Source organism: Pseudomonas fluorescens Q2-87 (assembly GCF_000281895.1).
GTDB classification, from domain to species: domain Bacteria; phylum Pseudomonadota; class Gammaproteobacteria; order Pseudomonadales; family Pseudomonadaceae; genus Aquipseudomonas; species Aquipseudomonas fluorescens_S.
In genome coordinates this window covers 1,560,963-1,585,604 of sequence record NZ_CM001558.1, presented here as the reverse complement: position 1 = coordinate 1,585,604, position 24,642 = coordinate 1,560,963, and the positions used below count along the sequence as shown (strand labels likewise).

Below are 24,642 nucleotides of genomic sequence, written 5' to 3'. Positions count from 1 at the left end.
TCAGACCGCTTCCTTACCGACTTCAGTCACAGGCGCTTCCGTTGGGGTATAGACCATCACGTCCAGTACATCGGAATGGAACTCGCGCTGATACAGCACAAACACCACGCCAGCACTCATCAACATGAACAACCAGGGGCTGACGAACCACGCCAACATGGTCATGCCGAAATAATACGAGCGCAGCCCGAAGTTGAACTGGTTGGCCGCCATGGAAATCACCCGCGCCGCCCTGAGTGCAAAAGCCTTGCGCTCCTGCTCGGACACATGGCGTTCGCCAATCATCGGCGCCGAACCCACCAGCACTGCGGCGAAGTTGTATTGGCGCATGCACCAACTGAAGGTGAAGAATGCGTACACAAACACCAGGGCCAAGCACAGCAATTTAACCTCCGCCATGCCCTGGGACGCTTGCTGCACCATCGGCAGGTCCGCCAGCAGCGACACCGCACGGTCAGACGCGCCAAGCACGGTCAGGATCCCTGCCAGGATAATCAGCGTGCTGGAGGCAAAGAACGACGCGTTGCGCTCCAGGTTACCGATCACGCTGGCATCGGCGATGCGGTTTTCACGCAACAGCATGCGCCGCATCCAGTCTTCGCGGTACAAGTGCATCACGCTGGCCAGGCACGCTGTATCGCGGGCTTTCCAGGTGGCGTAACGGGTATAGCCGCCCCAGCAGATGATGAACCAGGCGGCGGCAAGCAAGTGAATCAGATTGGCTTGGATGAATGACATTCGATTTCCTGTGTGACGAAAACAAGAGCTGGAGCAATAGTCGCGGTGAACCCTGTGGGAGCGGGCTTGCTCGCGAAAGCGGTGGGTCAATCAATACATGGCTGACAGACAGATCGCATTCGCGAGCAAGCCCGCTCCCACAGAGATTTTCGCAACTTTCAAGACATTGCTTCGACGTTAGTCCACGGAAAAAGACACTGCACCAAAAAAATGCCCCGCATCGATTGATACGGGGCATTTCCATTTCCAGCGAGGACTCCCTCTCGGTTATTTACGCCAAGGCTTCGCTGCGCTTGCCCAGCAGGCGATCACACACCACCGCGACTGCCAGCGTCATCACCGAAGGCACCAGCCAAGCCAGGCCTTGCTCGCTGAGCGGCAGGTGAGCCAGCTGCGCCGGCATCCAGTCCGCCAACCCGGCGCCCTTGAGGGCATCGATCAGGCCAAACAGGAACGACACCAGCATCACCGGCCCTACGATGCGCCCTTGCTCGTTCCAGAAATCCTTGCAGAAGCTCAGTGCCACCAAGGCGATGCAGGGTGGATAGATCGCGGTCAGGACCGGAATCGAGAAGGCGATCAGCTTGGTCAGGCCCAGATTGGACACCAGCAGCGAAAACGCCGCCAGGATCACCACCAATGTCTTGTAGGACAGGGGCAAGACGCGGCTGAAGTACTCGGCGCAGGCGCAGGTCAGGCCAACCGCAGTCACCAGGCACGCCAGGGAAATCAGCACGGCAAGAAAGCCGCTGCCCAGGTTGCCGAACGTGTGTTGCACGTAGGCATGCAGCACAGCGGCGCCGTTGGTCGCGCCGACAGCCACTTCATGACTGCCCGACCCCAGGCGGAACAGGCTGACGTAGACCAGCGCCAGGCCCACGCCGGCGATCAGCCCGGCGATGATGGCGTAGCGAGTGATCAGGGCGGGCGACTCGACGCCACGGGAACGGATCGCGTTGACGATGACGATGCCGAACACCAGGGCGCCCAGGGTATCCATGGTCAGGTAGCCGTTGATAAACCCTTGGGAAAACGGCGCGGCGACGTATTCGGGAGTCGCCACGCCAATATCGCCGGCTGGCAGGGCAAACGCGGCGATACCCAGTACGGCCAGGGCGATGATCTTCAGTGGCGCGAGAAAGCGTCCGACGGTGTCCAGCAAGCGGCCCGGATAGAGCGAGATGAAGAACACCAGCAGGAAATACACCGCGCTGTAGGCCAACAACGCCAGCGGGCTTTCACCGGTCAGCGGCGCCAGGCCGACTTCGAACGAGACGGTGGCGGTACGCGGCGTGGCGAACAGCGGGCCGACGGCCAGGTAGCAGACCGCCGCCAGCACACCACCGGCGACCTTGCCGATGGGGCTGTTCAAGGCGTCCATCGCGCCACCGACCTTGGCCAACGCAACGACCGTGATGACCGGCAGACCGACCGCCGTGATCAGGAAGCCCAGCGCCGCCATCCAGACATGAGGCCCGGACTGCAAACCGACGATAGGCGGAAAGATGATGTTGCCGGCGCCGACGAACAGCGCAAATGTCATGAAACCAAGCGCCAGGATGTCCTGGCCTTTCAACACTTTCATTAAGGAAACCACACTACTGAATCGGAATTTAGAGAGGGATTTCCCTTATGGGTGAGGGAAATGCTGCCGATCCGTATGGGACCGGCCCGTTTAGCAGATCGCTTCCTTGTGGGCGGCGACCGCAAAAATGGCTGCTAGCCTAACGAATTTGGCCGACAAACGCACTGTTAAGGGGCGAACTATCCGATACGCGACGTTCGCGTGTCGCATTTACGTATCTATTCTTCGGCTCGCCCCGCTTGGTAGATAACCACGGCCCAAAAGGCAGATCAACGAATCCCCAAGGCCAGAAACGACAAAGGCCACCCGAAGGTGGCCTTTGTTGCTGGAACGAAAAGGTCAGCCGAAGCTTACTTCTTCATTTCCCAGCCAGTCAGCTCGGCCAGGGCCTTGCCGATGTCTGCCAGCGAACGCACGGTTTTTACGCCTGCGTCTTGCAGCGCAGCGAATTTCTCGTCTGCAGTGCCTTTGCCGCCGGAGATGATCGCACCAGCATGGCCCATGCGCTTGCCCGGAGGAGCAGTCACACCCGCGATGTAGGAAACAACCGGCTTGGTCACGTTTGCCTTGATGTAGGCAGCCGCTTCTTCTTCAGCCGAACCGCCGATCTCACCGATCATGACGATCGCTTCGGTCTTCGGGTCTTCCTGGAACAGCTTCAGGATGTCGATGAAGTTGGAGCCTGGGATCGGGTCACCGCCGATGCCGACGCAAGTCGACTGACCGAAACCGGCGTCAGTGGTCTGCTTCACAGCTTCGTAGGTCAGGGTGCCGGAACGGGAAACGATACCGACCTTGCCTGGCAAGTGAATGTGACCTGGCATGATGCCGATCTTGCATTCGCCTGGAGTGATCACGCCCGGGCAGTTAGGGCCGATCAGGGTGATACCCAGCTCGTCGCACTTGACCTTGGCTTCCAGCATGTCGATGGTCGGGATGCCTTCGGTGATGCAGACGATCAGCTTGATGCCGCCGAAAGCTGCTTCCAGGATGGAATCCTTGCAGAAAGGAGCCGGAACGTAGATCACGCTGGCGGTGGCGCCAGTGGCTGCTACGGCGTCTTTCACGGTGTTGAACACTGGCAGGCCCAGGTGCTCGGTGCCGCCTTTGCCCGGTGTTACGCCACCGACCATCTTGGTGCCGTATTCGATGGCTTGCTGGGTGTGGAAACTACCTTGCGAACCGGTAATACCCTGGCAGATAACCTTGGTGTCTTTATTGATCAGGACGCTCATTATTTGCCCTCCGCAGCTTTAACGACTTGTTGAGCAGCGTCGGTCAGGCTGGTAGCAGCGATGATGTTCAAACCGCTTTCTGCCAGTACTTTAGCGCCCAGCTCAGCGTTGTTGCCTTCGAGGCGAACAACAACCGGGATTTTCACGCCGACTTCTTTCACGGCGCCGATGATGCCTTCGGCAATCATGTCGCAACGAACGATGCCGCCGAAGATGTTGACCAGTACTGCGGCGACATTGGTGTCGGACAGGATGATCTTGAACGCTTCGGTTACGCGTTCCTTGGTAGCACCACCGCCTACGTCGAGGAAGTTGGCTGGCTTGCCGCCATGCAGGTTGACGATGTCCATGGTACCCATGGCCAAGCCAGCACCGTTGACCATGCAGCCGATGTTACCTTCCAGGGCTACGTAGTTCAGTTCGAACTTGGCAGCGTGCGCTTCGCGCGGATCGTCCTGGGACGGATCGTGGAAAGTCTTCAGCTTAGGCTGACGGTACATGGCGTTGGCGTCGATGTTGATCTTGGCATCGAGGCAGTGCAGGTCGCCGTCAGCCTTGATCACCAGCGGGTTCACTTCCAGCAGTGCCAGGTCGTGGTCCTGGAACAGCTTGGCCAGGCCTACGAAAATCTTGGCGAACTGAGTGACTTGCTTGCCTTCCAGGCCCAGCTGGAAAGCCAGCTCGCGACCCTGGAATGGCTGTGCGCCAACCAGTGGATCGATGGTGGCCTTGAGAATTTTCTCAGGGGTATCGTGAGCGATCTTCTCGATGTCCACGCCACCTTCGGTGGAAGCCATGAACACGATGCGGCGGCTCGAACGGTCAACGACAGCGCCCAGGTACAGCTCTTTAGCGATATCAGTGCACGATTCAACCAGGATCTTGGTGACTGGCTGACCGTTGGCGTCAGTCTGGTAAGTCACCAGACGCTTGCCCAGCCACTGCTGTGCGAAGGCTTTGGCGTCTTCTTTGCTGCGAACCAGCTTGACGCCGCCCGCTTTACCGCGACCACCGGCGTGAACCTGGGCTTTGACAACCCATTCGCTGCCGCCGATTTTGTCGCAAGCTTCTGCTGCCGCTTCCGGGGTGTCTACCGCGTAACCGGTGGATACTGGCAGGCCGTACTCAGCGAACAGCTGCTTACCCTGATACTCGTGAAGATTCATGCTTATTACCGTCTTCGTTAGGTACTGCGCATTCGGTGCTGCACCATCGAGGTGCCGCACCACCTGTGACTGCTGCTCGCGTAGCTTTCCGGTGAACCGGCTCAGCTACGCAAGACTGCGTCCAGCGGACATTCCGCGGTGAGTCTTGCTCGCAAGGCTCACGACGGGCCGATACCGCCGTGGTTTCTTATTGTCTATTAACGCTTCTTGCGGTTCGCCACGTGGATGGCGCCGCCATTTACGGCCAAGGCCGCTTCGTGCAAGGCTTCGGACAGGGTCGGATGGGAGAAGACCATCATGCCCAGGTCTTCAGCGCTGGTGCCGAATTCCATACCGATCGCGCCTTGCTGTACCAGCTCGGCAGCGCTTGGGCCAATCACGTGAACGCCCAGAACGCGATCCGTCTTGGCGTCGGCGATGACTTTCACGAAACCGCCGGTATCGTTGGCGGCCATGGCACGGCCACTGGCAGCGAACGGGAAGGTGCCGACGTTAACTTCAACGCCTTCGGCTTTCAAGGCCTGTTCGGTTTTACCGACCCATGCGATTTCCGGGTGGGTGTAGATAACCGATGGGATCAGGTCGTAGTTGATCTGGGCTTTGTGGCCCTTGATACGCTCGACGACCATGATGCCTTCTTCGGACGCCTTGTGCGCCAGCATCATGCCGCGCACCACGTCGCCGATGGCAAAAACGCCCGGTACGGCAGTTGCGCACTGGTCATCGACAGCGATGAAACCGCGCTCATCGGTTACCACGCCGCTGTCGGCTGCCAGCAGATCAGTGGTCACCGGACGACGGCCGACCGCAACGATCAGCTTGTCGAACGTGATGGTCTGTTCGCCGTTGGCGTCGGTGTAAGTCACCACGACTTCTTCGCCGTTGACCTTGGAGCCGGTCACGCGAGCGCCCAGCTTGATGTCCAGGCCCTGTTTGGTCAGGGTTTTCAGCGCTTCCTTGGAAACCGCGGTGTCGGCGGCCATCAGGAAGGTGTCGAGGGCTTCAAGCACAGTCACTTGCGAACCCAGGCGCGACCATACCGAACCCAGCTCGAGGCCGATCACACCAGCGCCGATCACACCGAGGCGTTTTGGCACGGTCTGGAATTCCAGGGCGCCGGTGGAGTCGACGATCACGTTCTGGTCGACCGGAGCCGGTGGAATGTCGATTGGACGCGAGCCTGGTGCGAGGATGACGTTTTCGGCTTCGATCACTTCAACCGAGCCGTCTGGCTTGGTCACTTCGACTTTCTTGCCCAGCAGCAGCTTGCCGTGGCCCTGGATCGAGGTCACGCCGTTGGCCTTGAACAAGGTGGCAACACCTGAGGTCAGGCCTTTGACGATGTTGGCTTTGCGGCCAACCATGGCAGGCACGTCAATGGTGACGCTTTCGCGGTTGACACCGCCAATGCCGTGAATAGCCAAGCCGTCTTGCGCTTCGTGGAATTTCCAAGAGCTGTCCAGCAGCGCCTTGGATGGAATGCAGCCGACGTTCAGGCAAGTACCGCCAAGGGCCAACTTGCCCTCTTTGTCGGTGTATTTCTCGATGCAGGCAGTGGTAAGGCCCAGTTGCGCAGCCTTGATGGCCGCTACGTAGCCGCCAGGGCCCGCACCAATCACTACCACGTCGAATTTCTGAGTCATGAGTCATTCCTTTTCGAATCAAACCGAACGGTCACTCGTGGTGACCGTCGTGGGACGAAACCGGTTGTTTCAGCAAGAGGCCGGTCAACCGACCGGCCCTCGCGGCGAAATCAGATGTCCAGCAACAGACGAGCCGGATCTTCAAGCAGGTTCTTGATGGTTACCAGGAAAGTCACGGCTTCTTTACCGTCGATCAGGCGGTGATCGTAGGACAGTGCCAGATACATCATCGGACGAATCACGACCTGACCGTTGATCGCCATCGGACGCTGCAGGATGTTGTGCATGCCCAGGATCGCCGCTTGCGGCGGGTTGACGATCGGGGTCGACATCATCGAACCGAATGTACCACCGTTGGTGATGGTGAACGTACCGCCGGTCATCTCTTCGATGGACAGCTTGCCGTCACGGGCCTTCTTGCCGAAGGTGGCGATGCCGCCTTCGATTTCGGCCAGGCTCATCAATTCAGCGTTGCGCAGGACCGGAACCACCAGGCCACGGTCGCTGGAAACCGCAACACCGATGTCGGCGTAGCCGTGGTAGACGATGTCGGAACCGTCGATCGACGCGTTGACGGCCGGGAAGCGTTTCAGCGCTTCGGTGGCAGCCTTGACGAAGAACGACATGAAGCCCAGGCGTACGCCGTTGTGGGACTTCTCGAACAGATCCTTGTACTTCGAACGCAGGGCCATGACTTCAGTCATGTCGACTTCGTTGAAAGTGGTCAGCATCGCCATGTTCGACTGGGCTTCTACCAGACGCTTGGCCACGGTAGCGCGAACGCGAGTCATCGGAACGCGTTTTTCAACGCGATCACCGGCAGCGAACACCGGAGCAGCAGCGGCAGGCGCGGCAGGCTTGGCCGGGGCAGCGGCAGGCGCGGCCTTCTTGGCAGCAACGGCGGCCACTACGTCTTCCTTGGTCACACGACCACCCTTGCCGGTGCCGGCAACGGAAGCGATGTTGATGCCGTTTTCTTCGGCGATCTTGCGAGCGGCCGGGGCAGCGACTGGATCGTCTTCGCCATCGGCAGCAGGCGCTGCGGCCTGGGCTGCAGCAGGAGCAGCGGCGGCGGCCGGAGCAGCAGCGGCAGCACCGCCCTCTTCGATCGAGCCCAGTACCTGGTTGGACAGGACGGTAGCGCCCTCTTCGGCAACGATTGCGCCGAGCACGCCGTCAGCTTCGGCCAACACTTCCAGAACGACTTTGTCGGTCTCGATGTCGACGATCAGGTCGTCACGCTTTACAGCGTCGCCTGGTTTCTTGTGCCAGGTGGCAACGGTGCCATCGGCAACCGATTCCGGGAATGACGGGGCTTTGATTTCGATAGCCATTATCTGTGGGTCCTTAAAATTCGGTTTCAGTCAGCACGAAGGCTTAAACAGTGAAAGCATCTTGCAGCAGTTTTTCCTGCTGCTCGGCGTGCATCGACGCATAACCACACGCAGGTGCCGCAGAAGCATCACGGCCGGCATATTCCAGGCCCAGGGCCTTGTTATGGTTGCCAATGCTGCGACGCAGGTGATGCTGGCTGCTGTACCACGCGCCTTGGTTCATCGGTTCTTCCTGACACCACACCACGTGGGTGAGGTTGGTGTAAGGCGCGATGGCCTCCATCAGGTCTTCTTCCGGGAACGGGTAAAGCTGCTCGATACGCACGATGGCGATGTCTTCGCGGCCTTCGGCACGACGTTTTTCCAGCAGGTCGTAGTAGACCTTGCCGCTGCACAGGACCAGGCGAGTCACCTTCGCCGCGTCCAGCGTATCGATTTCTGGAATAACGGTCTGGAAGGAGCCTTCGGCCAGGTCTTCGAGGGTGGAGATCGCCAGTTTGTGACGCAGCAGCGACTTCGGAGTCAGCACGATCAGCGGCTTGCGCAGCGGACGGATGACCTGACGACGCAGCAGGTGGTAGATCTGAGCCGGGGTCGTCGGTACGCAGACCTGGACGTTGTGCTCGGCGCACAATTGCAGGTAACGCTCCAGACGTGCCGAAGAGTGTTCCGGCCCCTGCCCTTCATAACCGTGTGGCAACAGCATGGTCAGACCGCAGAGACGACCCCACTTGTGCTCGCCGCTGGTGATGAACTGGTCGACAACCACCTGGGCACCGTTGGCGAAGTCGCCGAACTGGGCTTCCCAAATCACCAGCGCATTCGGCTCGGTGGTGGAATAGCCATATTCGAACGCCAGGACGGCTTCCTCGGACAGCAGCGAATCGTACAGGTCGAAACGTGGCTGGCCTTTGTACAGGTGTTGCAGCGGGATGTAGGTGCCGGCGTCTTTCTGGTTGTGCAACGCTGCGTGGCGGTGCGAGAAAGTACCGCGGCCTACGTCCTGGCCGGTGATGCGAATCGGGTGACCTTCGAACGCCAGGGTCGCGTACGCCATGGTTTCGGCGTACCCCCAGTTGATCGGCAGGCCGCCGGCTTGCATCTTCTGACGGTCTTCGTAGATTTTCGCGACCTGGCGCTGGACCACGAAGCCTTCCGGAATTTCCAGCAGCTTGGCGGACAGTTCCTGCAGGGTCTTGAGGTCGAAGCGGGTGTCGTGACGAGCGGTCCAGGCGTGGCCCAGATACGGACGCCAGTCCACGAACAGCTCTTTGTTCGGCTCTTTGACCAGGCTTTTTACAACATGCAGGCCGTTGTCCAGGGCATTGCGATATTCATCGACTTTTTCCTGGACGCGCGCTGCATCCAGTACGCCGCTCTGGGTCAGGCGCTCGGCATACAGCTCACGGGTAGTGCGCTGCTTGGCGATCTGCTGGTACATCAGAGGCTGGGTGCCGCTTGGCTCGTCGGCCTCGTTGTGGCCGCGACGACGGTAGCAGACCAGGTCGATCACCACGTCACGCTTGTACTGCATGCGGTAGTCGATGGCCAACTGGGTCACGAACAGCACGGCTTCCGGGTCATCGCCATTTACATGGAGAATCGGCGCCTGGATCATTTTCGCGACGTCGGTTGCGTACTCGGTGGAACGCGAGTCTTCCGGGTTGCTGATGGTGAAACCGACCTGGTTGTTGATCACGATGTGCACGGTGCCGCCGGTCTTGAAACCGCGGGTCTGCGACATCTGGAAGGTTTCCATGACCACGCCTTGACCGGCGAATGCCGCGTCACCGTGGAGGGAGATCGGCAGCACCTTCTCGCCGGTCGGGTCGTTGCGGCGATCCTGACGGGCACGGACCGAACCCTCGACCACCGGAGAAACGATTTCCAGGTGGGACGGGTTGAAAGCCATGGCCAAGTGGACTTCGCCACCCGAGGTCATCACGTTGGACGAGAAGCCCTGGTGATATTTGACGTCACCGGAACCGAGCTCGACCTTCTTCTTGCCTTCGAACTCGTCGAACAGCTCGCGCGGGTTCTTGCCGAAGGTGTTGACCAGAACGTTCAGACGGCCACGGTGGGCCATGCCGATGACCACTTCCTTGGTGCCATAGGAACCCGAACGCTGGATCAGCTCGTCGAGCATTGGAATCAGGCTTTCGCCGCCTTCCAGGCCGAAACGCTTGGTGCCTGGGTATTTGGTGCCCAGGTATTTCTCCAGGCCCTCACCGGCGGTGACGCGCTCGAGCAAGTGGCTCTTGATCTCGGCGGAGTACGTCGGACGGCCACGAACGCTTTCCAGACGCTGCTGGAACCACTGGCGCTGCTCGGAATCGGTGATATGCGTGAACTCAGCGCCGATGGTGCGGCAATATGTCTGCTGCAACGCTTCGTGAATTTCGCGTAGGCTCGCTTCCTCTTTGCCGATGAACAGGTCGCCGGCACGGAAGGTCGTATCAAGATCGGCATTGGTCAAGCCGTAGTGAGTGATCGACAGGTCTGCAGGTGCAGGACGCTGCCACAGCCCCAGCGGGTCCAGCTGGGCTGCTTGGTGGCCCCGCATCCGGTAGGCCTGGATCAGTCGCAGCACTTCAACTTGCTTCTTCTCATGCTCACTGCTCACGCTGCCGGCAGACACCGGTTGAGCGCGGCGCTGGTTCTTTGCCAGCAGCACGAAATGATCGCGAATTGTCGAGTGCGAAACATCAGTGGCAGAGTTCCCGTCAGCCGGCAACTTCTGAAAGTAGGTGCGCCATTCTTCTGGCACAGCGTTAGGGTCGTGCAGGTAGAGCTCGTAGAGCTCTTCCACATAGGCAGCGTTACCACCGGAGAGGTGGGCACTGTTCCACATGCGCTGCATCACGCTTTCTTGCATGCTTGGTCACCCTCGATTAGGGGAACACCACCGGCGAAAACACCGAGCAAACTTGCAGAAGTCCGAGTGCAGCGACTAAAACAAGCCACTTAGGATCACGCTGATAGTCCGGGTACCAGCCCGGATGCCCCTGCTTGTCTCATTTCTTCAAAATAAGAACGGCCACTTTGTAAGCAGCTGTTCTGGTTATAGCCAGGACGTGGGTTGAAGCCCACGCCCTCGCCTCTACGGGTACAGCGGTTCTACGGGTACAGCAGCTGAATCACACGCCGTTTTGCAGCAGCATGTTACGTACGTGACCGATGGCCTTAGTCGGGTTCAGGCCTTTCGGGCAGACGTTGACGCAGTTCATGATCCCGCGGCAGCGGAAAACGCTGAACGGGTCATCCAGTGCCGCCAGACGCTCGGATGTCTTGGTGTCACGGCTGTCTGCCAGGAAGCGATACGCTTGCAGCAGGGCGGCCGGCCCCAGGAATTTGTCCGGGTTCCACCAGAAGGACGGGCACGAGGTCGAGCAGCAAGCGCACAGGATGCACTCGTACAGACCGTCGAGCTTTTCACGCTCTTCCGGAGACTGCAGACGCTCGATGGCCGGAGCCGGCGTGTCGTTCTGCAGGTATGGCTTCACCTTCTCGTATTGCTTGTAGAAGATGCTCATATCGACGACCAGGTCACGGATAACCGGCAAACCTGGCAACGGACGGACGATCAGCTTGTTGCCCTTGACCACGGCCGACAGCGGCGTGATGCAGGCCAGGCCGTTCTTGCCGTTGATGTTCATGCCGTCGGAGCCGCAAACGCCCTCGCGGCAAGAGCGACGATAGGAAAAACCTTCGTCCTGCTCTTTGATCAGGGCCAGTACGTCCAGCACCATCAGGTCTTTACCGTCGGTCTCGACCTGGAAATCCTGCATGAACGGCGCGGCGTCCTGATCAGGGTTGTAGCGATAAACACTGACTTGCAACATGGCGGCCACCCTTAGTAAGTCCGGATCTTGGGTTCGAACGTCGGAACGGTCTTCGGCGAGAAGTTCACGGCACGCTTGGTGACGCGCTTATCACCCGGGAAGTACAAGGTGTGGCACAGCCAGTTTTCGTCGTCACGGTCTTCAAAGTCTTCGCGGGCGTGGGCACCACGGGACTCTTTACGCACTTCAGCGGCGATGGCGGTGGCTTCGGCCACTTCCAGCAGGTTCTGCAATTCCAGCGCTTCGATACGGGCAGTGTTGAACGCCTGCGACTTATCGTTGATCTTCACGTTGGCAATTCGTTCACGCAATTGCGCCAGCTGGGCAATACCCTTCTGCATGTATTCGCCGGTACGGAACACACCGAAGTAGTTCTGCATGCAGCTTTGCAGCTCGCGACGCAGGGTGGCGACGTCTTCGCCTTCGGTACGCTCGTTCAGGCCAGCCAGGCGCTTGAGGGCGACTTCGATGTCGGTGTCGCTGGCGTCGCGGTATTCGATACCGTCGGTCAGCGCTTTTTCCAGGTGCAGGCCGGCAGCGCGGCCGAAGACCACCAGGTCGAGCAGCGAGTTGCCGCCCAGGCGGTTGGCACCGTGAACCGATACGCAAGCCACTTCACCCACTGCGAACAAGCCAGGGATGATTTCGTCCACGCCGTCGGCGTTCTGGGTCATTGCCTGGCCATGAATGTTGGTGGCAACGCCGCCCATCATATAGTGGCAGGTTGGAACGACCGGAACCGGCGCGACGACAGGATCGACGTGAGCGAAAGTCTTGGACAGTTCGCAAATGCCTGGCAGGCGGCTGTGCAGCACTTCCTCGCCCAGGTGGTCGAGCTTGAGCATCACGTGGTCGCCGTTAGGGCCACAGCCGTTGCCGGCGATGATCTCTTTAACCATCGAACGAGCCACGACGTCACGACCAGCAAGGTCCTTGGCGTTCGGAGCATAACGCTCCATGAAACGCTCGCCGTGCTTGTTGATCAGGTAACCGCCTTCACCGCGGCAACCTTCGGTGACCAGTACACCGGCGCCGGCGATGCCGGTCGGGTGGAACTGCCACATCTCGATGTCTTGTACCGGTACGCCAGCACGCAGGGCCATGCCGACGCCGTCACCGGTGTTGATCAGGGCGTTGGTGGTGGAAGCGTAGATACGACCTGCACCGCCGGTCGCCAGTACGGTGGCCTTGGCGCGGATGTAGGTGGTTTCGCCGGTTTCGATGCAGATTGCGATCACGCCGACGAAGGCGCCGTCCTGGTTCTTCACCAGGTCAACAGCGTAGTACTCGTTCAGGAACGTGGTGCCGGCTTTCAGGTTGCCCTGATAAAGCGTGTGCAGCAGCGCGTGACCGGTACGGTCGGACGCCGCGCAAGTGCGCGCTGCCTGGCCGCCCTTGCCGTAGTCCTTGGACTGGCCACCGAACGGACGCTGGTAGATGCGGCCGGTTTCGGTACGCGAGAACGGCAGGCCCATGTGGTCCAGCTCAAACACTGCGGCTGGACCTTCCTGACACATGTATTCGATAGCGTCCTGGTCACCGATGTAGTCGGAACCCTTGACGGTATCGTACATGTGCCAGCGCCAGTCATCGTTCGGATCGGCCGAAGCGATGGCGCAAGTGATGCCGCCCTGGGCGGATACAGTGTGCGAACGGGTCGGGAAAACCTTGGTGATCACGGCAGTCTTGTGACCGCCTTGTGCCAGCTGCAGCGCAGCGCGCATGCCGGCACCGCCACCACCAATGATGATGGCGTCAAAAGAAATCGTTGGAATGTTAGCCATGGATCAGATACCCCAGAGAATCTGCACACCCCAGACGAAGTAAGCGAACATCGCAACGCCGCATACTGCCTGGAAAAGGAAACGTACGGCAGTCGCCGACTTGCCGAACGCCATCTGCGTCAGGTAGTCGGTCGCGATGGTCCACATGCCGACCCAGGCGTGAGCGCCCAGTGCGACAAGTGCCAGCAGACTGAAGATACGCATCCAGTTGTTTGCGAACAGTTCGTGCCATTGGGCATAGCCCAGGCCGGGATTTGCTACGACATATCCGATCAGGAAGATGAAGTAAGCCGCGAGAACGACCGCAGACACACGCTGCGCCATCCAGTCATAGAGGCCCGAACGCGAGAGGTTCGTGACGTTGGTTACCATATCCAGACTCCTGCCAGAACGATCAGCACCGCAGACACGGCGATAATGATTTTCGAGCCCAGCTTGCCGCCTTCCAGCGTCTCACCGATGCCCATGTCCATGATCAAGTGGCGCACACCGGCAACCAAGTGATACAGCAAGGCGGACAGGATGCCCCAAATCACTAGCTTGGCTAGCGGACTGGTCAGACACGCTTTCACCTGACCGAAGCCTTCTTCCGAGTCGAGCGACTTGTCCAATGCGTAAAGCATGATGGCCAGGCTGACGAAGAGAATGACACCGGAAATTCGGTGAAGAATGGACGTGTAAGCAGTGACTGGGAGTTTGATGGTCCTTAGGTCTAGGTTTACAGGTCGTTGGCTTTTCACGGCTTTTTTTCACACTGAAGAGCCCCTAACAATCAGGGCAAAGTTGTTGGGGCGCGCACTGGTCAGGTACTCACCACCCAGGGAGTGACGACCCCCAAGAAAGCAGGCCCAAAAGCCCCTGGCGGTCGGTGGCCGAGTATAGACAGTTAGGCTACTAATGACAACGCGTTCACCTTCCCCTAATAGCGCATTGCACATACATCGGAAAAGGCGTAAACGGCAGGCAATTTCGCGGAAAAAGTCCGGTTAAAGCCTTCTGGAGCAAGACTTTAGGCAAATTGACATTCGAATTTATCTCACTATAGTGGTGCGGGCCCTGCGTGGGGGGTCTGTCTGATGATTCCAAGCATTAATAGGAGGCCACATGGCTGACAAAAAAGCGCAGTTGATCATCGAGGGCGCAGCCCCCGTCGAGCTGCCCATTTTAACCGGCACCGTTGGTCCCGATGTAATCGACGTACGGGGCCTGACGGCCACGGGCCGTTTCACCTTTGACCCAGGTTTCATGTCGACCGCTTCGTGCGAGTCGAAAATCACCTATATCGACGGCGACAACGGCATCCTGCTGCACCGCGGCTACCCGATCGAGCAATTGGCTGAAAAGTCGGACTACCTGGAAACCTGCTACCTGCTGCTCAATGGCGAGCTGCCAACCGCAGAGCAAAAGGCCCAGTTCGTCAGCACCGTGAAGAACCACACGATGGTTCACGAACAGTTGAAGACCTTCTTCAACGGCTTCCGTCGCGATGCCCACCCGATGGCCGTCATGTGCGGCGTTGTCGGCGCTCTCTCGGCCTTCTACCACGACTCCCTGGACATCAATAACCCCCAGCATCGCGAAATCTCCGCGATTCGCCTGGTGGCGAAGATGCCAACCCTGGCAGCCATGGTCTACAAGTACTCCATGGGCCAGCCCATGATGTACCCGCGCAACGACCTGACCTATGCAGAGAACTTCCTGCATATGATGTTCAACACCCCGTGCGAGATCAAACCGATCAGCCCGGTGCTCGCCAAGGCCATGGACCGGATCTTCATCCTCCATGCCGACCACGAGCAGAACGCCTCGACGTCCACCGTGCGCCTGGCAGGCTCGTCGGGTGCCAACCCGTTCGCCTGTATCGCCGCCGGTATCGCTGCACTCTGGGGCCCTGCCCACGGCGGTGCCAACGAAGCGGTACTGACCATGCTCGATGAAATCGGCGATGTCTCGAACATCGACAAGTTCATTGCCAAGGCCAAGGACAAGAACGATCCGTTCAAGTTGATGGGCTTCGGTCACCGGGTCTACAAGAACCGCGACCCGCGCGCCACCGTCATGAAGCAGACCTGCGACGAAGTGCTCAAGGAACTGGGGATCAAGAACGATCCGCAACTCGAACTGGCCATGCGCCTGGAAGAGATCGCCCTGACCGACCCGTACTTCATCGAGCGCTCGCTGTACCCGAACGTCGACTTCTACTCGGGGATCATCCTCAAGGCGATCGGCATTCCAACCAGCATGTTCACCGTGATCTTCGCCCTGGCGCGGACCGTCGGCTGGATCTCCCACTGGAAGGAAATGCTCTCCAGCCCGTACAAGATCGGCCGCCCACGCCAGTTGTACACCGGCTACGAGTCGCGTGACATCACCAAGCTGGAAGACCGCAAGTAAGACCTGCCTTGTAAGAAGGTCTCAAGCTGCACCGGAACGGCCCCCGCTTCTTATATAGGAGCGGGGGCCGTTTTGTTTGTGCCTTTTACTTATTCAGCAGCAGGGCTGACGCCTTCGCGAGCAAGCCCGCTCCCGCAGGATGAATGCACTCCAAGGTGGGAGTGGGCTTGCTCGCGAAAGCGCCTTCATTCACGCCACAATTATCGCGCACAAAAAAATACCCCAGCCTCTCGACCGGGGTATCTCTTCAAACGCACCGCTTTAACTTGAAGCTTTCAACTTGCAGCTTGCCGCTGCCTCAGTGATTAACCGCCCCACTCGCCCCCAGACCCGTCTGCGAACGCACGAACTGCGGGAAGAACAGCGCCCGCTCGTTTGCGCCTTCAGTCGACTTGTCGGTGATGGAGAAGAACCAGATGCCGACGAAGGCAATGGCCATCGAGAACAGCGCTGGGTACTCATACGGGAAGATCGCCTTCTCGTGACCCATGATCTGCACCCAGATGGTTGGGCCAAGGATCATCAAGCCCACGGCACTCACCAGGCCCAGCCAGCCGCCGATCATGGCGCCACGGGTGGTCAGCTTCTTCCAGTACATCGAAAGCAGCAGCACCGGGAAGTTGCAGCTCGCCGCGATGGAAAACGCCAGGCCCACCATGAACGCGATGTTCTGCTTCTCGAACAGGATGCCCAGGCCGATCGCCAGCACCGCCAGGGCGATGGTGGTGATTTTCGAGACGCGAATCTCGTCCTTCTCGTTGGCCTTGCCTTTCTTGATCACGCTGGCATACAGGTCATGGGATACCGCCGAGGCGCCGGCCAGGGTCAGGCCCGCTACCACCGCCAGGATGGTGGCAAAGGCTACCGCCGAGATGAAGCCCAGGAAGATGCTGCCGCCCACGGCGTTGGCCAAATGCACCGCCGCCATGTTGTTGCCGCCCAGCAAGGCACCTGCGGCGTCCTTGAAGGCCGGGTTGGTGCTGACCAGCAGGATCGCGCCGAAGCCGATGATGAAGGTCAGGATATAGAAGTAGCCGATGAAGCCAGTTGCGTAGAGCACGCTCTTACGCGCTTCCTTGGCGTCGCTCACAGTGAAGAAGCGCATCAAGATGTGCGGCAGGCCCGCAGTACCGAACATCAGCGCCAAGCCCAGGGAGAAGGCCGAGATCGGATCCTTCACCAAGCCGCCAGGGCTCATGATCGCCTCGCCTTTAGGGTGAACCTTCACCGCTTCGGCAAACAGCATGTTGAAGTCGAAGTTGACGTGCTTCATGACCATCAGCGCCATGAACGAGGCACCCGACAGCAACAGCACCGCCTTGATGATCTGTACCCAGGTGGTGGCCAGCATGCCGCCGAACAGCACGTAGAGGCACATCAGGATACCGACCAGGATCACCGCAACGTGATAGTCCAGGCCGAACAGCAGCTGGATCAACTTGCCGGCACCGACCATTTGCGCGATCAGGTAGAACGCTACCACCACCAGCGAGCCGCAGGCGGACAGACTGCGGATCTGGGTTTGCCCGAGGCGATAGGACGCCACGTCGGCAAAAGTGTATTTACCCAGGTTACGCAGGCGTTCGGCGATCAGGAACAGGATGATCGGCCAGCCCACCAGGAAGCCGATGGAGTAAATCAGGCCGTCGTAGCCCGAAGTAAACACCAGCGCGGAAATACCCAGGAAGGACGCCGCCGACATGTAGTCGCCGGCGATTGCCAAGCCGTTCTGGAAGCCAGTGATCTTGCCGCCGGCCGCATAGTAGTCGGCCGCCGAGTTGTTTTTCTTGGACGCCCAGTAGGTGATATATAAAGTTGCGCCGACGAACGCCACGAACATCAAGATAGCCGGGACGTTGAGGGGTTGTTTCTGCACCGCGCCAGTCAGGGCTTCCGCCGCCCAGGCGCCCGGGGCGAACGCTGCGATGCTCAATAGAGCCAATAGACGCCGGATCATTGCTGAGCCTCCTTGAGAATCGCATTGTTCAGGTCGTCGAATTCGCCGTTGGCGCGTCGCACGTAAATAGCGGTCAGGACGAAGGCCGAGAGAATCAGGCCGACGCCAATTGGAATTCCCCAGGTCATGGTGGACTCGGGCGTGATTTTCGCCCCGAGAATATGTGGCCCATAGGCAATCAGAAGAATGAAGCCGGAGTACAGCCCAAGCATGATCGCCGAGAGAATCCAGGCGAACTTTTCCCTTTTTCTCACCAGCTCCTTGAAGCGCGGGCTGTTTTGAATCGAGAGGTAAATGCTGTCGTTCATTGTTTTTATCCTCGCAGCACAGATTTAAGTTGGAACAACCCTACTCTATGCGGCTCAAGGCCAGGTTCCAGACGACCTTAGTATTAGAACGACATGACGGTTTTGCCAGTTTCTCGCAAAATTTCGCAGCTCCCACAGGGGGGGCCGGCGCAAACTGAATAATCGCGGACACAAAAAAACCGCATGACGCGACGTCATGCGGTTTTTTTTGACGGCTAAACCAGGCGAATTACTTGCCGGTCCACTCCTTCACGCGGTCCGGGTGCTTGGCGACCCAATCCTTGGCCGCAGCTTCGGGCTTGGCGCCTTCCTGGATGGCCAGCATGACTTCGCCGATCTCATCCTTGGACGCCCACTGGAATTTCTTCAGGAACTCAGCCACTTCCGGCGCCTTGGCTTCCAGGCCCTTGCTGCCGATGCTGTTTACGGTTTCAGCCGCGCCATAAACGCCTTTCGGGTCTTCCAGGAAGCGCAGTTTCCACTTGGCGAACATCCAGTGCGGCACCCAACCGGTGACGGCGATGGATTCGTTTTTCTTCTCGGCACGGGTCAGCTCGGCAATCATGCCGGCGCCGGAACTGGCCTTGAGTTGATAACCGGTCAGGTCGTAATCCTTGATCGCCTGTTCGGTCTTGAGCATCACGCCTGAACCGGCGTCGATGCCGACAATGCGTTTCTTGAAGGAATCGTCGGTCTTCAGATCTTCGAGGGACTTGGCCTTGACGTACTCCGGCACGATCAAGCCGATTTTTGCGTCCTTGAAGTTGGGGCCGTAATCGACCACTTGGTCCTTGTTCTTGGTCCAATAATCGCCGTGAGTCACCGGCAACCAGGCCGAGAGCATGGCATCCAGCTTGCCAGTGGCAACGCCCTGCCACATGATCCCGGTCGCAACAGCTTGCAATTTAACGTCATAGCCAAGCTTCTGCTGGATGACTTCGGCCGCCACGTGAGTGGTCGCGACGCTGTCGGACCAGCCGTCAACGTAACCGATGCTCAGGGTTTTGTTTTCGGCGCTGGCCAGGGTGGAGCTGATCGCCAGTACCAGTGCGGCACCTGCGCCCAAGAGTCGTCGCATCTTCATCGTTACTTCCCCGAAAGTGCTGCGCCCGGCGGATGCCGGGCCGCGTCAACGTATTGTTATGGTGCTCAGCGCCCCCATCACGCTCACCTGCAACCGGTTCGAACGCCAGCGGAGTACTGACCTGTCGATCATCAACCTGCGCCGTTCACGAACCTGCTCTGCCTGCGACGTCGAGGCATCGAGAAACGACATCAGAACGCCAGCTCCCATTCTCATGCCTTTGGCGCCCTATAAGAGGGCAGATCGGCGACACCCAATTGCGACACCCAATTGCGACAGTCATCAGATGACTAGCCCTCAGTACCCGCGAACGTGTATCGTCCCGCTACTATCGCACCCCGTTCGCGCCTGATTCATGCCAGTCATGGCACTTGGCTTCGCTTCGGTGGTCATAGCCTGCGAACCTCATTCGGCACCTTCCTCCTAGGGATCTAGTCATGCTCCGTTCCTTGCGCTTCGCTGCCCTCGTCGGCGGCCTTATCCTGAGTGCGTCCGCGCTGGCGGTGGATGTCGATGCCGCCAGCTATGGCTATCCCTTGACCAACCCGTTCGAGGCGACCATCGCCACCACGCCGCCGGACCTGCGTCCGGAGCTGCCGCTGATCGAGGACATCAACCAATCGGACCACAGCCTGACCCTGCGCCCGGAACGCGAATTCATCCTGCCGGACAATTTCTGGCCGGTGAAAAGCCTCACCTATCGCATGGCCACCCAGGACAAGCCCGCGCCGTTGATCTTCCTGATCGCCGGCACCGGGGCGCGGTTTGACAGCAGCATCAACGAATACCTCAAGCGGCTCTACTACAAGGCCGGCTATCACGTGGTGCAACTCTCGTCGCCCACCAGCTTCGACTTCATGAGCGCTGCTTCGCGCTTCGCCACGCCGGGCATTTCCAAGGAAGACGCCGAGGACATGTACCGGGTGATGCAGGCCGTGCGCGCCCAGAACCCGAAGCTGCCGGTGACCGAGTATTACCTCAGCGGCTATAGCCTTGGCGCCCTGGACGCAGCATTTGTTGCCCATCTGGACGAAACCCGACGCAGCTTCAACTTCAAGAAAGTGCTGTTGCTCAACCCGCCGGTGAATCTCTACACCTCGATCACCAACCTGGACAAACTGGTCCAGACCGAGGTCAAGGGCATCAACAACACCACCACATTCTATGAGCTGGTGCTGAACAAGCTGACCCGTTACTTCCAGCAAAAAGGCTACATCGACCTCAACGACGCGCTGCTTTATGACTTCCAACAGTCCAAGCAACACCTGAGCAACGAGCAGATGGCGATGCTGATCGGCACGTCGTTCCGCTTCTCGGCCGCCGATATCGCGTTCACTTCGGACCTGATCAATCGGCGCGGCTTGATCATTCCGCCCAAATTCCCGATTACCGAAAGCACCAGCCTGACACCCTTTCTCAAGCGCGCACTGCAATGCGATTTCGACTGCTACCTCACCGAACAAGTGATTCCGATGTGGCGTGCGCGCACCGATGGCGGCAGCCTGTTGCAGTTGGTTGACCAAGTGAGCCTGTATGCACTGAAGGATTACCTGCACGAGAGCCCGAAGATTGCCGTCATGCACAACGCCGACGATGTGATCCTCGGCCCGGGCGACCTGGGTTTCCTGCGCAAGACCTTTGGCGATCGCCTGACGGTTTATCCACTGGGCGGCCACTGCGGCAACCTTAACTACCGCGTCAACAGCGACGCCATGCTGGAGTTCTTCCGTGGCTAAATATCTGCTGCTTATCGCTGCGTTAATGAGTGCGGGCATGGTCCACGCCGACAACAGCAAGGCCAATGCGCCCGTGGTGGTCGATTCCGATGGCTTCAAGGAGCCGCTGACCAAGCTCAAGTTCAACCCGGGCCTGGACCAGCGCGAGTTCGAGCGCTCGACGCTCAATGCCTTGAATGTCTATGACCCGTTGGAGTCGTGGAACCGTCGGGTCTATCACTTCAACTATCGCTTCGACCAGTGGGTGTTCCTGCCTGTGGTCGATGGCTATCGCTACATCACCCCGAGTTTCGTGCGCACCGGGGTCAGCAACTTCTTCAACAACCTGGGTGACGTGCCGAACCTGATGAACAGCCTGCTGCAATTCAAGGGCAAGCGTTCGATGGAAACCACCGCCCGACTGTTGCTCAATACCACCGTCGGCATCGCCGGCCTGTGGGACCCGGCCACCGCCATGGGCCTGCCGCGCCAGAGCGAAGACTTCGGCCAGACACTGGGCTTCTATGGCGTGCCCGGTGGCGCCTACTTCGTCCTGCCGATCTTCGGCCCCTCGAACCTGCGCGACACTTCCGGCTTGCTGGTGGACTACACCGCCGAATCAGCGATCAACTTCCTGAACGTCTCCGAAGTCAGCTCCAACCACCCGGAACTGCTGCTTTTACGCGGTGTGGACAAGCGCTACCAGACCGGTTTCCGCTACGGCCAGCTGAACTCGCCGTTCGAATATGAAAAGGTACGCTACGTGTACACCGAGTCGCGCAAGTTGCAGATCGCCGAGTAACCGTTAGTGCCAACACGCCCCGATCTGGCGTGTTGGCTGTTGGGCCCTTGCCCAATGCCCTTCCGCGCCGGCTTAATTTCTTCTGATTGCTCTTCGTCCAAGAAAGACAACGCGCGCGATTGCACCGGCAAGAGCTGATCCATGACGCCGCATGTTTGATTGTGAACTTTTTATTAACATTTTGTGACACGTCGTGTAGGATTGGATCCACAAGGACGCAGTACCGTATTTAAGATCAAGGACTCGATATGAAAAAACTTCCCTTCCATTGCTGCGCATCACCCCGATGCTTCGAACAGCAGATTTCATCACGCACCTGCGCTCGCTACATAAAATGACTGAGCACACCTTGTTCATGAGTCACGCTATAGCGTCTGCTCTTCGTTAAACTTCAGACACTCAAGTCTCGTCGTTTGCGCTTTATTACCTCAGTGTCGTGCCTCAAGCATTACACCCCGTGTGATTATTTATGCTCGCCTTCCCATTTGCCCGCATTAAGTGCTATCTCTCATCGCTGCCATTCTTTATATGGATGCTGTTCGTTGGAACGTTCTTGACTCGCGCTACATCGATGATGGTTTGGCCATTCATTTCGATTGTTTTATACACACGGTTCGGTTTCAACACATCGACCATCGGCGTTATTTTGACCTGCTCTATCGCACTGTCCTCGTTGGCCAGCTTCTACAGCGGATACCTTTCCGACAAAATTGGCCGACTTAAAATCATCATGGCCGGTTGCGTGGTGGCGATGGTTTCCTATTTTCTGCTGGGGGTCAGCACTCAGGCAGAGGGCTACATCGCCGGAACGCTGTTGGCCAATCTCTCCTGGGCCTTGGTCAACAATCCAATCAAGACGGTCATCGGCGATGTCATCGAGTCCCGCTTTCTGGTGGAACGAGCCATGCATCTGCGCTACTTTTTCCTCAATGCCGGAGCCGCCGTAGGTCCCTACTTCGGGCTCAAGCTCGGCATCTCTGCAGATTCCCTGTCCTTTGTATTGGTGACGATTTCCTATTTGGCCCTGCTGGCGGGCGTCATGGTGTTCGGGCGGGGCATTACGCTGGCAGCCATGAACACCACCTCCCTGCGAAGCACCTTGCAAATCCTCTCCCGGGATCATGTGTTCCTTCTGCTTGTTATCAACAACGTTGTCATGATGTTCATCTTCGGCAACTTCGACTCCAGCGTGCCCCAGTTGATGGCTTCGCTGGCGTTTGAGGGCTACCTGCCTTTTATCGCCAATCTTATCGTGCTGCATGCCACGGTAATCGTCCTGCTTCAACTGCCACTGGCCAAGGCGCTGGCACAGGTACGACTCGAGACGAAGATCCATATCGGTTCTGTATTGCTGATTTCAAGTCAGGCAGGTATGGCACTGGCGGCCCACTTTTATCATCTGCAACTGTTGTGGTACGGCGCGGTTCTGCTGTTAAGCCTTAGCCAAGCCCTTCTGTTCCCATGTTTGAACTTATTTGTCGACAGCCTGGCGCCTCGAAACCTGAGAGGCGCTTACTTTGGCGCCGCGTCGCTTTACAGTATTGGCTTTTCCGTGGCACCCCTTGTCGGAGGATTTTTTATACAGGCGTTGAGCGGAACGGCACTGTTCATTTTCCTGGCGGCGACCAGTCTCTTCATGGCCTTTACCTTCGCCGTTATTTTCACCCGTTTGAAACATCGCAACTTAACTAACAACAAACATGGAACTTGCGCCATCGGCCAGGAACTCCCTATCGGCCGGTAATACCTGAAGCCTGCACCAGCCCTTCTATCGAGGCCGCTGACAATGACCTCAGGCATTTCTGCGCCTTGAAATTACTATTTTAAGTATCCCTCTCGAAACCGGAGAAAGAATGAACAAGGACGACTACGACATTATTTTATGTGGCGGAGGGCCCGCAAACATTTCATTGTTGCCGGATCTTATACAGAGGGAGGATATCCACCGGTGTTTGATCCTGGAAAAATCCGAAACTTTGGGAAGCGGCGCGATCGGACAGTACCGCATTACCGCCAACTCTCTGGGTGGCGTGTTCCTGGAAAAATTTCAGGACAAACATGATGAACTCAGCCGATACCTGCGCACCACGGCGCAATGGAGGTATTTCAGCGAGCGACGTGAGGAGGCGGTCGAGTTGCGCCACGTAGGACGGTTTCTGGAACAGATAGGCGCCTTCGTCCAGCAACACAAGACGCTTTACAAGCGCTTCGAAGTATCGACCTTATCCACCGTCGAAGAAATTCAGCTGACTGGAGATGGACGCTATGCCGTGCGTTATACGGTAGATGGCCAGACCCGGCAGGCACTGTGCAAAAAAGTCATGGTCAACCTCGGCGGACAAGTCAACGATATGGCCTTGCCTCAACTGAATGCCATCAATAGCGACGCCATGCTCAAAGGCCAGTATGACAAACAAATCAAGGCAGGCCGTTACCAGAGCATTGCAATTGTGGGCTCATCCCACAGCGCCGTTTCTTGCTTGATCCGCCTGATTGAACAATTGGATTTTCAAGGCCCCATCCAACTGCTTGTCAAACGTGACTTCAAGCTTTTCTTTGATTCTCCACAAGCAGCGCTGGCCCAGGGCTACCCTTTTGTCGACGCGGATGTTTGCCAAGCCAGCCAACGTGTCAATCGATACTCAGGCCTTCGGTATGACTCGCTCACATTTGCTCGCAAGATCCAACGGGGAGAAATTCCCAATCTCACCGTTGTGAATATCAATGCCGACGGCCCAGAGACATTGCGCATGCGTCTTGACTTGGTCGATCTGGCGATCAAATGCACCGGTTTCAGCGCAACGCCAGTCCGACTGCTCGACATCGACGGCTCTCCTATCAGCCTGCGCCAGGACAGCCACGGCCTGATCGTGGATCACCGCCTGAACCCCACCACGGTATCGAATCAAACGCTGGCAAACTTCCACGCCTTCGGCTTGGGTGCCGGCATCAAGACCGGGGGGGACAGCGGCGGTGAGGAAAGCTTCAGCGGCCGGATAGACGGCGTGTGGATTTATCAACACGTGGTACCCCGGCTCATCTTTCATTAATAAGG

19 protein-coding genes are annotated in these 24,642 nt (G+C 58.4%); 5 read left to right on the top strand and 14 right to left on the bottom strand.

Annotated elements, in window-relative coordinates:
- The 11 genes from PFLQ2_RS20490 to sdhC all read right to left on the bottom strand — a co-directional run bounded on the left by PFLQ2_RS20490 (position 1) and on the right by sdhC (position 14,067).
- On the bottom strand, positions 1 to 738 hold the full coding sequence (locus PFLQ2_RS20490; protein WP_003179240.1) for a DUF599 domain-containing protein: 738 nt from the start codon (positions 736 to 738) through the stop codon (positions 1 to 3).
- 271 nt (positions 739 to 1,009) lie between these two features.
- Positions 1,010 to 2,323 (bottom strand): branched-chain amino acid transport system II carrier protein, encoded by a 1,314-nt coding sequence (brnQ, locus tag PFLQ2_RS20495; RefSeq protein ID WP_003179238.1) that lies wholly within the window; start codon positions 2,321 to 2,323, stop codon positions 1,010 to 1,012.
- Positions 2,324 to 2,673: 350 nt separating this feature from the next.
- Positions 2,674 to 3,558, bottom strand: a complete 885-nt coding sequence (gene sucD, locus PFLQ2_RS20500; RefSeq protein ID WP_003179236.1) for a succinate--CoA ligase subunit alpha — start codon at positions 3,556 to 3,558, stop codon at positions 2,674 to 2,676.
- Complete coding sequence (gene sucC, locus PFLQ2_RS20505; RefSeq protein ID WP_003179235.1) at positions 3,558 to 4,724, bottom strand: ADP-forming succinate--CoA ligase subunit beta; 1,167 nt, start codon at positions 4,722 to 4,724, stop codon at positions 3,558 to 3,560. The genes sucD and sucC overlap by 1 nt, the downstream gene beginning before the upstream one ends.
- A gap of 197 nt (positions 4,725 to 4,921) precedes the next feature.
- Positions 4,922 to 6,367, bottom strand: coding sequence for a dihydrolipoyl dehydrogenase (gene lpdA, locus PFLQ2_RS20510; protein ID WP_003179231.1), 1,446 nt, complete (start codon positions 6,365 to 6,367; stop codon positions 4,922 to 4,924).
- 110 nt (positions 6,368 to 6,477) lie between these two features.
- A complete protein-coding gene (odhB, locus tag PFLQ2_RS20515; RefSeq protein ID WP_003179230.1) occupies positions 6,478 to 7,701 on the bottom strand; it encodes a 2-oxoglutarate dehydrogenase complex dihydrolipoyllysine-residue succinyltransferase in 1,224 nt (407 codons plus the stop codon).
- Positions 7,702 to 7,744: 43 nt separating this feature from the next.
- Complete coding sequence (locus tag PFLQ2_RS20520; RefSeq protein WP_003179228.1) at positions 7,745 to 10,576, bottom strand: 2-oxoglutarate dehydrogenase E1 component; 2,832 nt, start codon at positions 10,574 to 10,576, stop codon at positions 7,745 to 7,747.
- A 262-nt stretch (positions 10,577 to 10,838) separates the two neighbouring features.
- On the bottom strand, positions 10,839 to 11,543 hold the full coding sequence (locus PFLQ2_RS20525) for a succinate dehydrogenase iron-sulfur subunit (protein ID WP_003179226.1): 705 nt from the start codon (positions 11,541 to 11,543) through the stop codon (positions 10,839 to 10,841).
- A gap of 11 nt (positions 11,544 to 11,554) precedes the next feature.
- Positions 11,555 to 13,327 (bottom strand): succinate dehydrogenase flavoprotein subunit, encoded by a 1,773-nt coding sequence (gene sdhA / locus PFLQ2_RS20530; protein WP_003179224.1) that lies wholly within the window; start codon positions 13,325 to 13,327, stop codon positions 11,555 to 11,557.
- 3 nt (positions 13,328 to 13,330) lie between these two features.
- A complete protein-coding gene (sdhD, locus tag PFLQ2_RS20535; RefSeq protein ID WP_003179222.1) occupies positions 13,331 to 13,699 on the bottom strand; it encodes a succinate dehydrogenase, hydrophobic membrane anchor protein in 369 nt (122 codons plus the stop codon).
- On the bottom strand, positions 13,693 to 14,067 hold the full coding sequence (gene sdhC, locus PFLQ2_RS27620) for a succinate dehydrogenase, cytochrome b556 subunit (protein WP_003179220.1): 375 nt from the start codon (positions 14,065 to 14,067) through the stop codon (positions 13,693 to 13,695). Before sdhC ends, sdhD begins: the two co-directional genes overlap by 7 nt.
- A 364-nt stretch (positions 14,068 to 14,431) precedes the next feature.
- On the opposite strand from sdhC, the gene gltA reads away from it, so the two are divergent.
- A complete protein-coding gene (gene gltA, locus PFLQ2_RS20540) occupies positions 14,432 to 15,721 on the top strand; it encodes a citrate synthase (RefSeq protein ID WP_003172803.1) in 1,290 nt (429 codons plus the stop codon).
- Between the two features lie 298 nt (positions 15,722 to 16,019).
- Here gltA and PFLQ2_RS20545 read toward each other — a convergent pair whose 3' ends face one another.
- The 3 genes from PFLQ2_RS20545 to PFLQ2_RS20555 all read right to left on the bottom strand — a co-directional run bounded on the left by PFLQ2_RS20545 (position 16,020) and on the right by PFLQ2_RS20555 (position 19,070).
- Entirely contained in the window at positions 16,020 to 17,678 is a 1,659-nt protein-coding gene (locus PFLQ2_RS20545) for a cation acetate symporter (RefSeq protein ID WP_003179218.1), read from the bottom strand.
- A complete protein-coding gene (locus PFLQ2_RS20550; protein ID WP_003179217.1) occupies positions 17,675 to 17,986 on the bottom strand; it encodes a DUF485 domain-containing protein in 312 nt (103 codons plus the stop codon). Before PFLQ2_RS20550 ends, PFLQ2_RS20545 begins: the two co-directional genes overlap by 4 nt.
- Before the next feature lie 229 nt (positions 17,987 to 18,215).
- Positions 18,216 to 19,070 carry a glycine betaine ABC transporter substrate-binding protein gene (locus tag PFLQ2_RS20555; protein WP_003179214.1) on the bottom strand — a complete coding sequence of 285 codons (855 nt, stop codon included), beginning with the start codon at positions 19,068 to 19,070 and terminating at the stop codon, positions 18,216 to 18,218.
- A 437-nt stretch (positions 19,071 to 19,507) separates the two neighbouring features.
- Between PFLQ2_RS20555 and PFLQ2_RS20560 the strand changes: the two genes are divergently transcribed.
- From PFLQ2_RS20560 to PFLQ2_RS20575, 4 genes are all read left to right on the top strand, one after another.
- Positions 19,508 to 20,806 (top strand): hypothetical protein, encoded by a 1,299-nt coding sequence (locus PFLQ2_RS20560; RefSeq protein WP_003179211.1) that lies wholly within the window; start codon positions 19,508 to 19,510, stop codon positions 20,804 to 20,806.
- On the top strand, positions 20,799 to 21,587 hold the full coding sequence (locus tag PFLQ2_RS20565; RefSeq protein ID WP_003179209.1) for an MlaA family lipoprotein: 789 nt from the start codon (positions 20,799 to 20,801) through the stop codon (positions 21,585 to 21,587). Before PFLQ2_RS20560 ends, PFLQ2_RS20565 begins: the two co-directional genes overlap by 8 nt.
- A gap of 469 nt (positions 21,588 to 22,056) precedes the next feature.
- Positions 22,057 to 23,331: an MFS transporter gene (locus tag PFLQ2_RS20570; protein WP_003179207.1), complete on the top strand. Its 1,275-nt coding sequence runs from the start codon at positions 22,057 to 22,059 to the stop codon at positions 23,329 to 23,331.
- 109 nt (positions 23,332 to 23,440) lie between these two features.
- Positions 23,441 to 24,637 (top strand): SidA/IucD/PvdA family monooxygenase, encoded by a 1,197-nt coding sequence (locus PFLQ2_RS20575; RefSeq protein WP_152632698.1) that lies wholly within the window; start codon positions 23,441 to 23,443, stop codon positions 24,635 to 24,637.
- Positions 24,638 to 24,642: the final 5 nt, after the last annotated feature.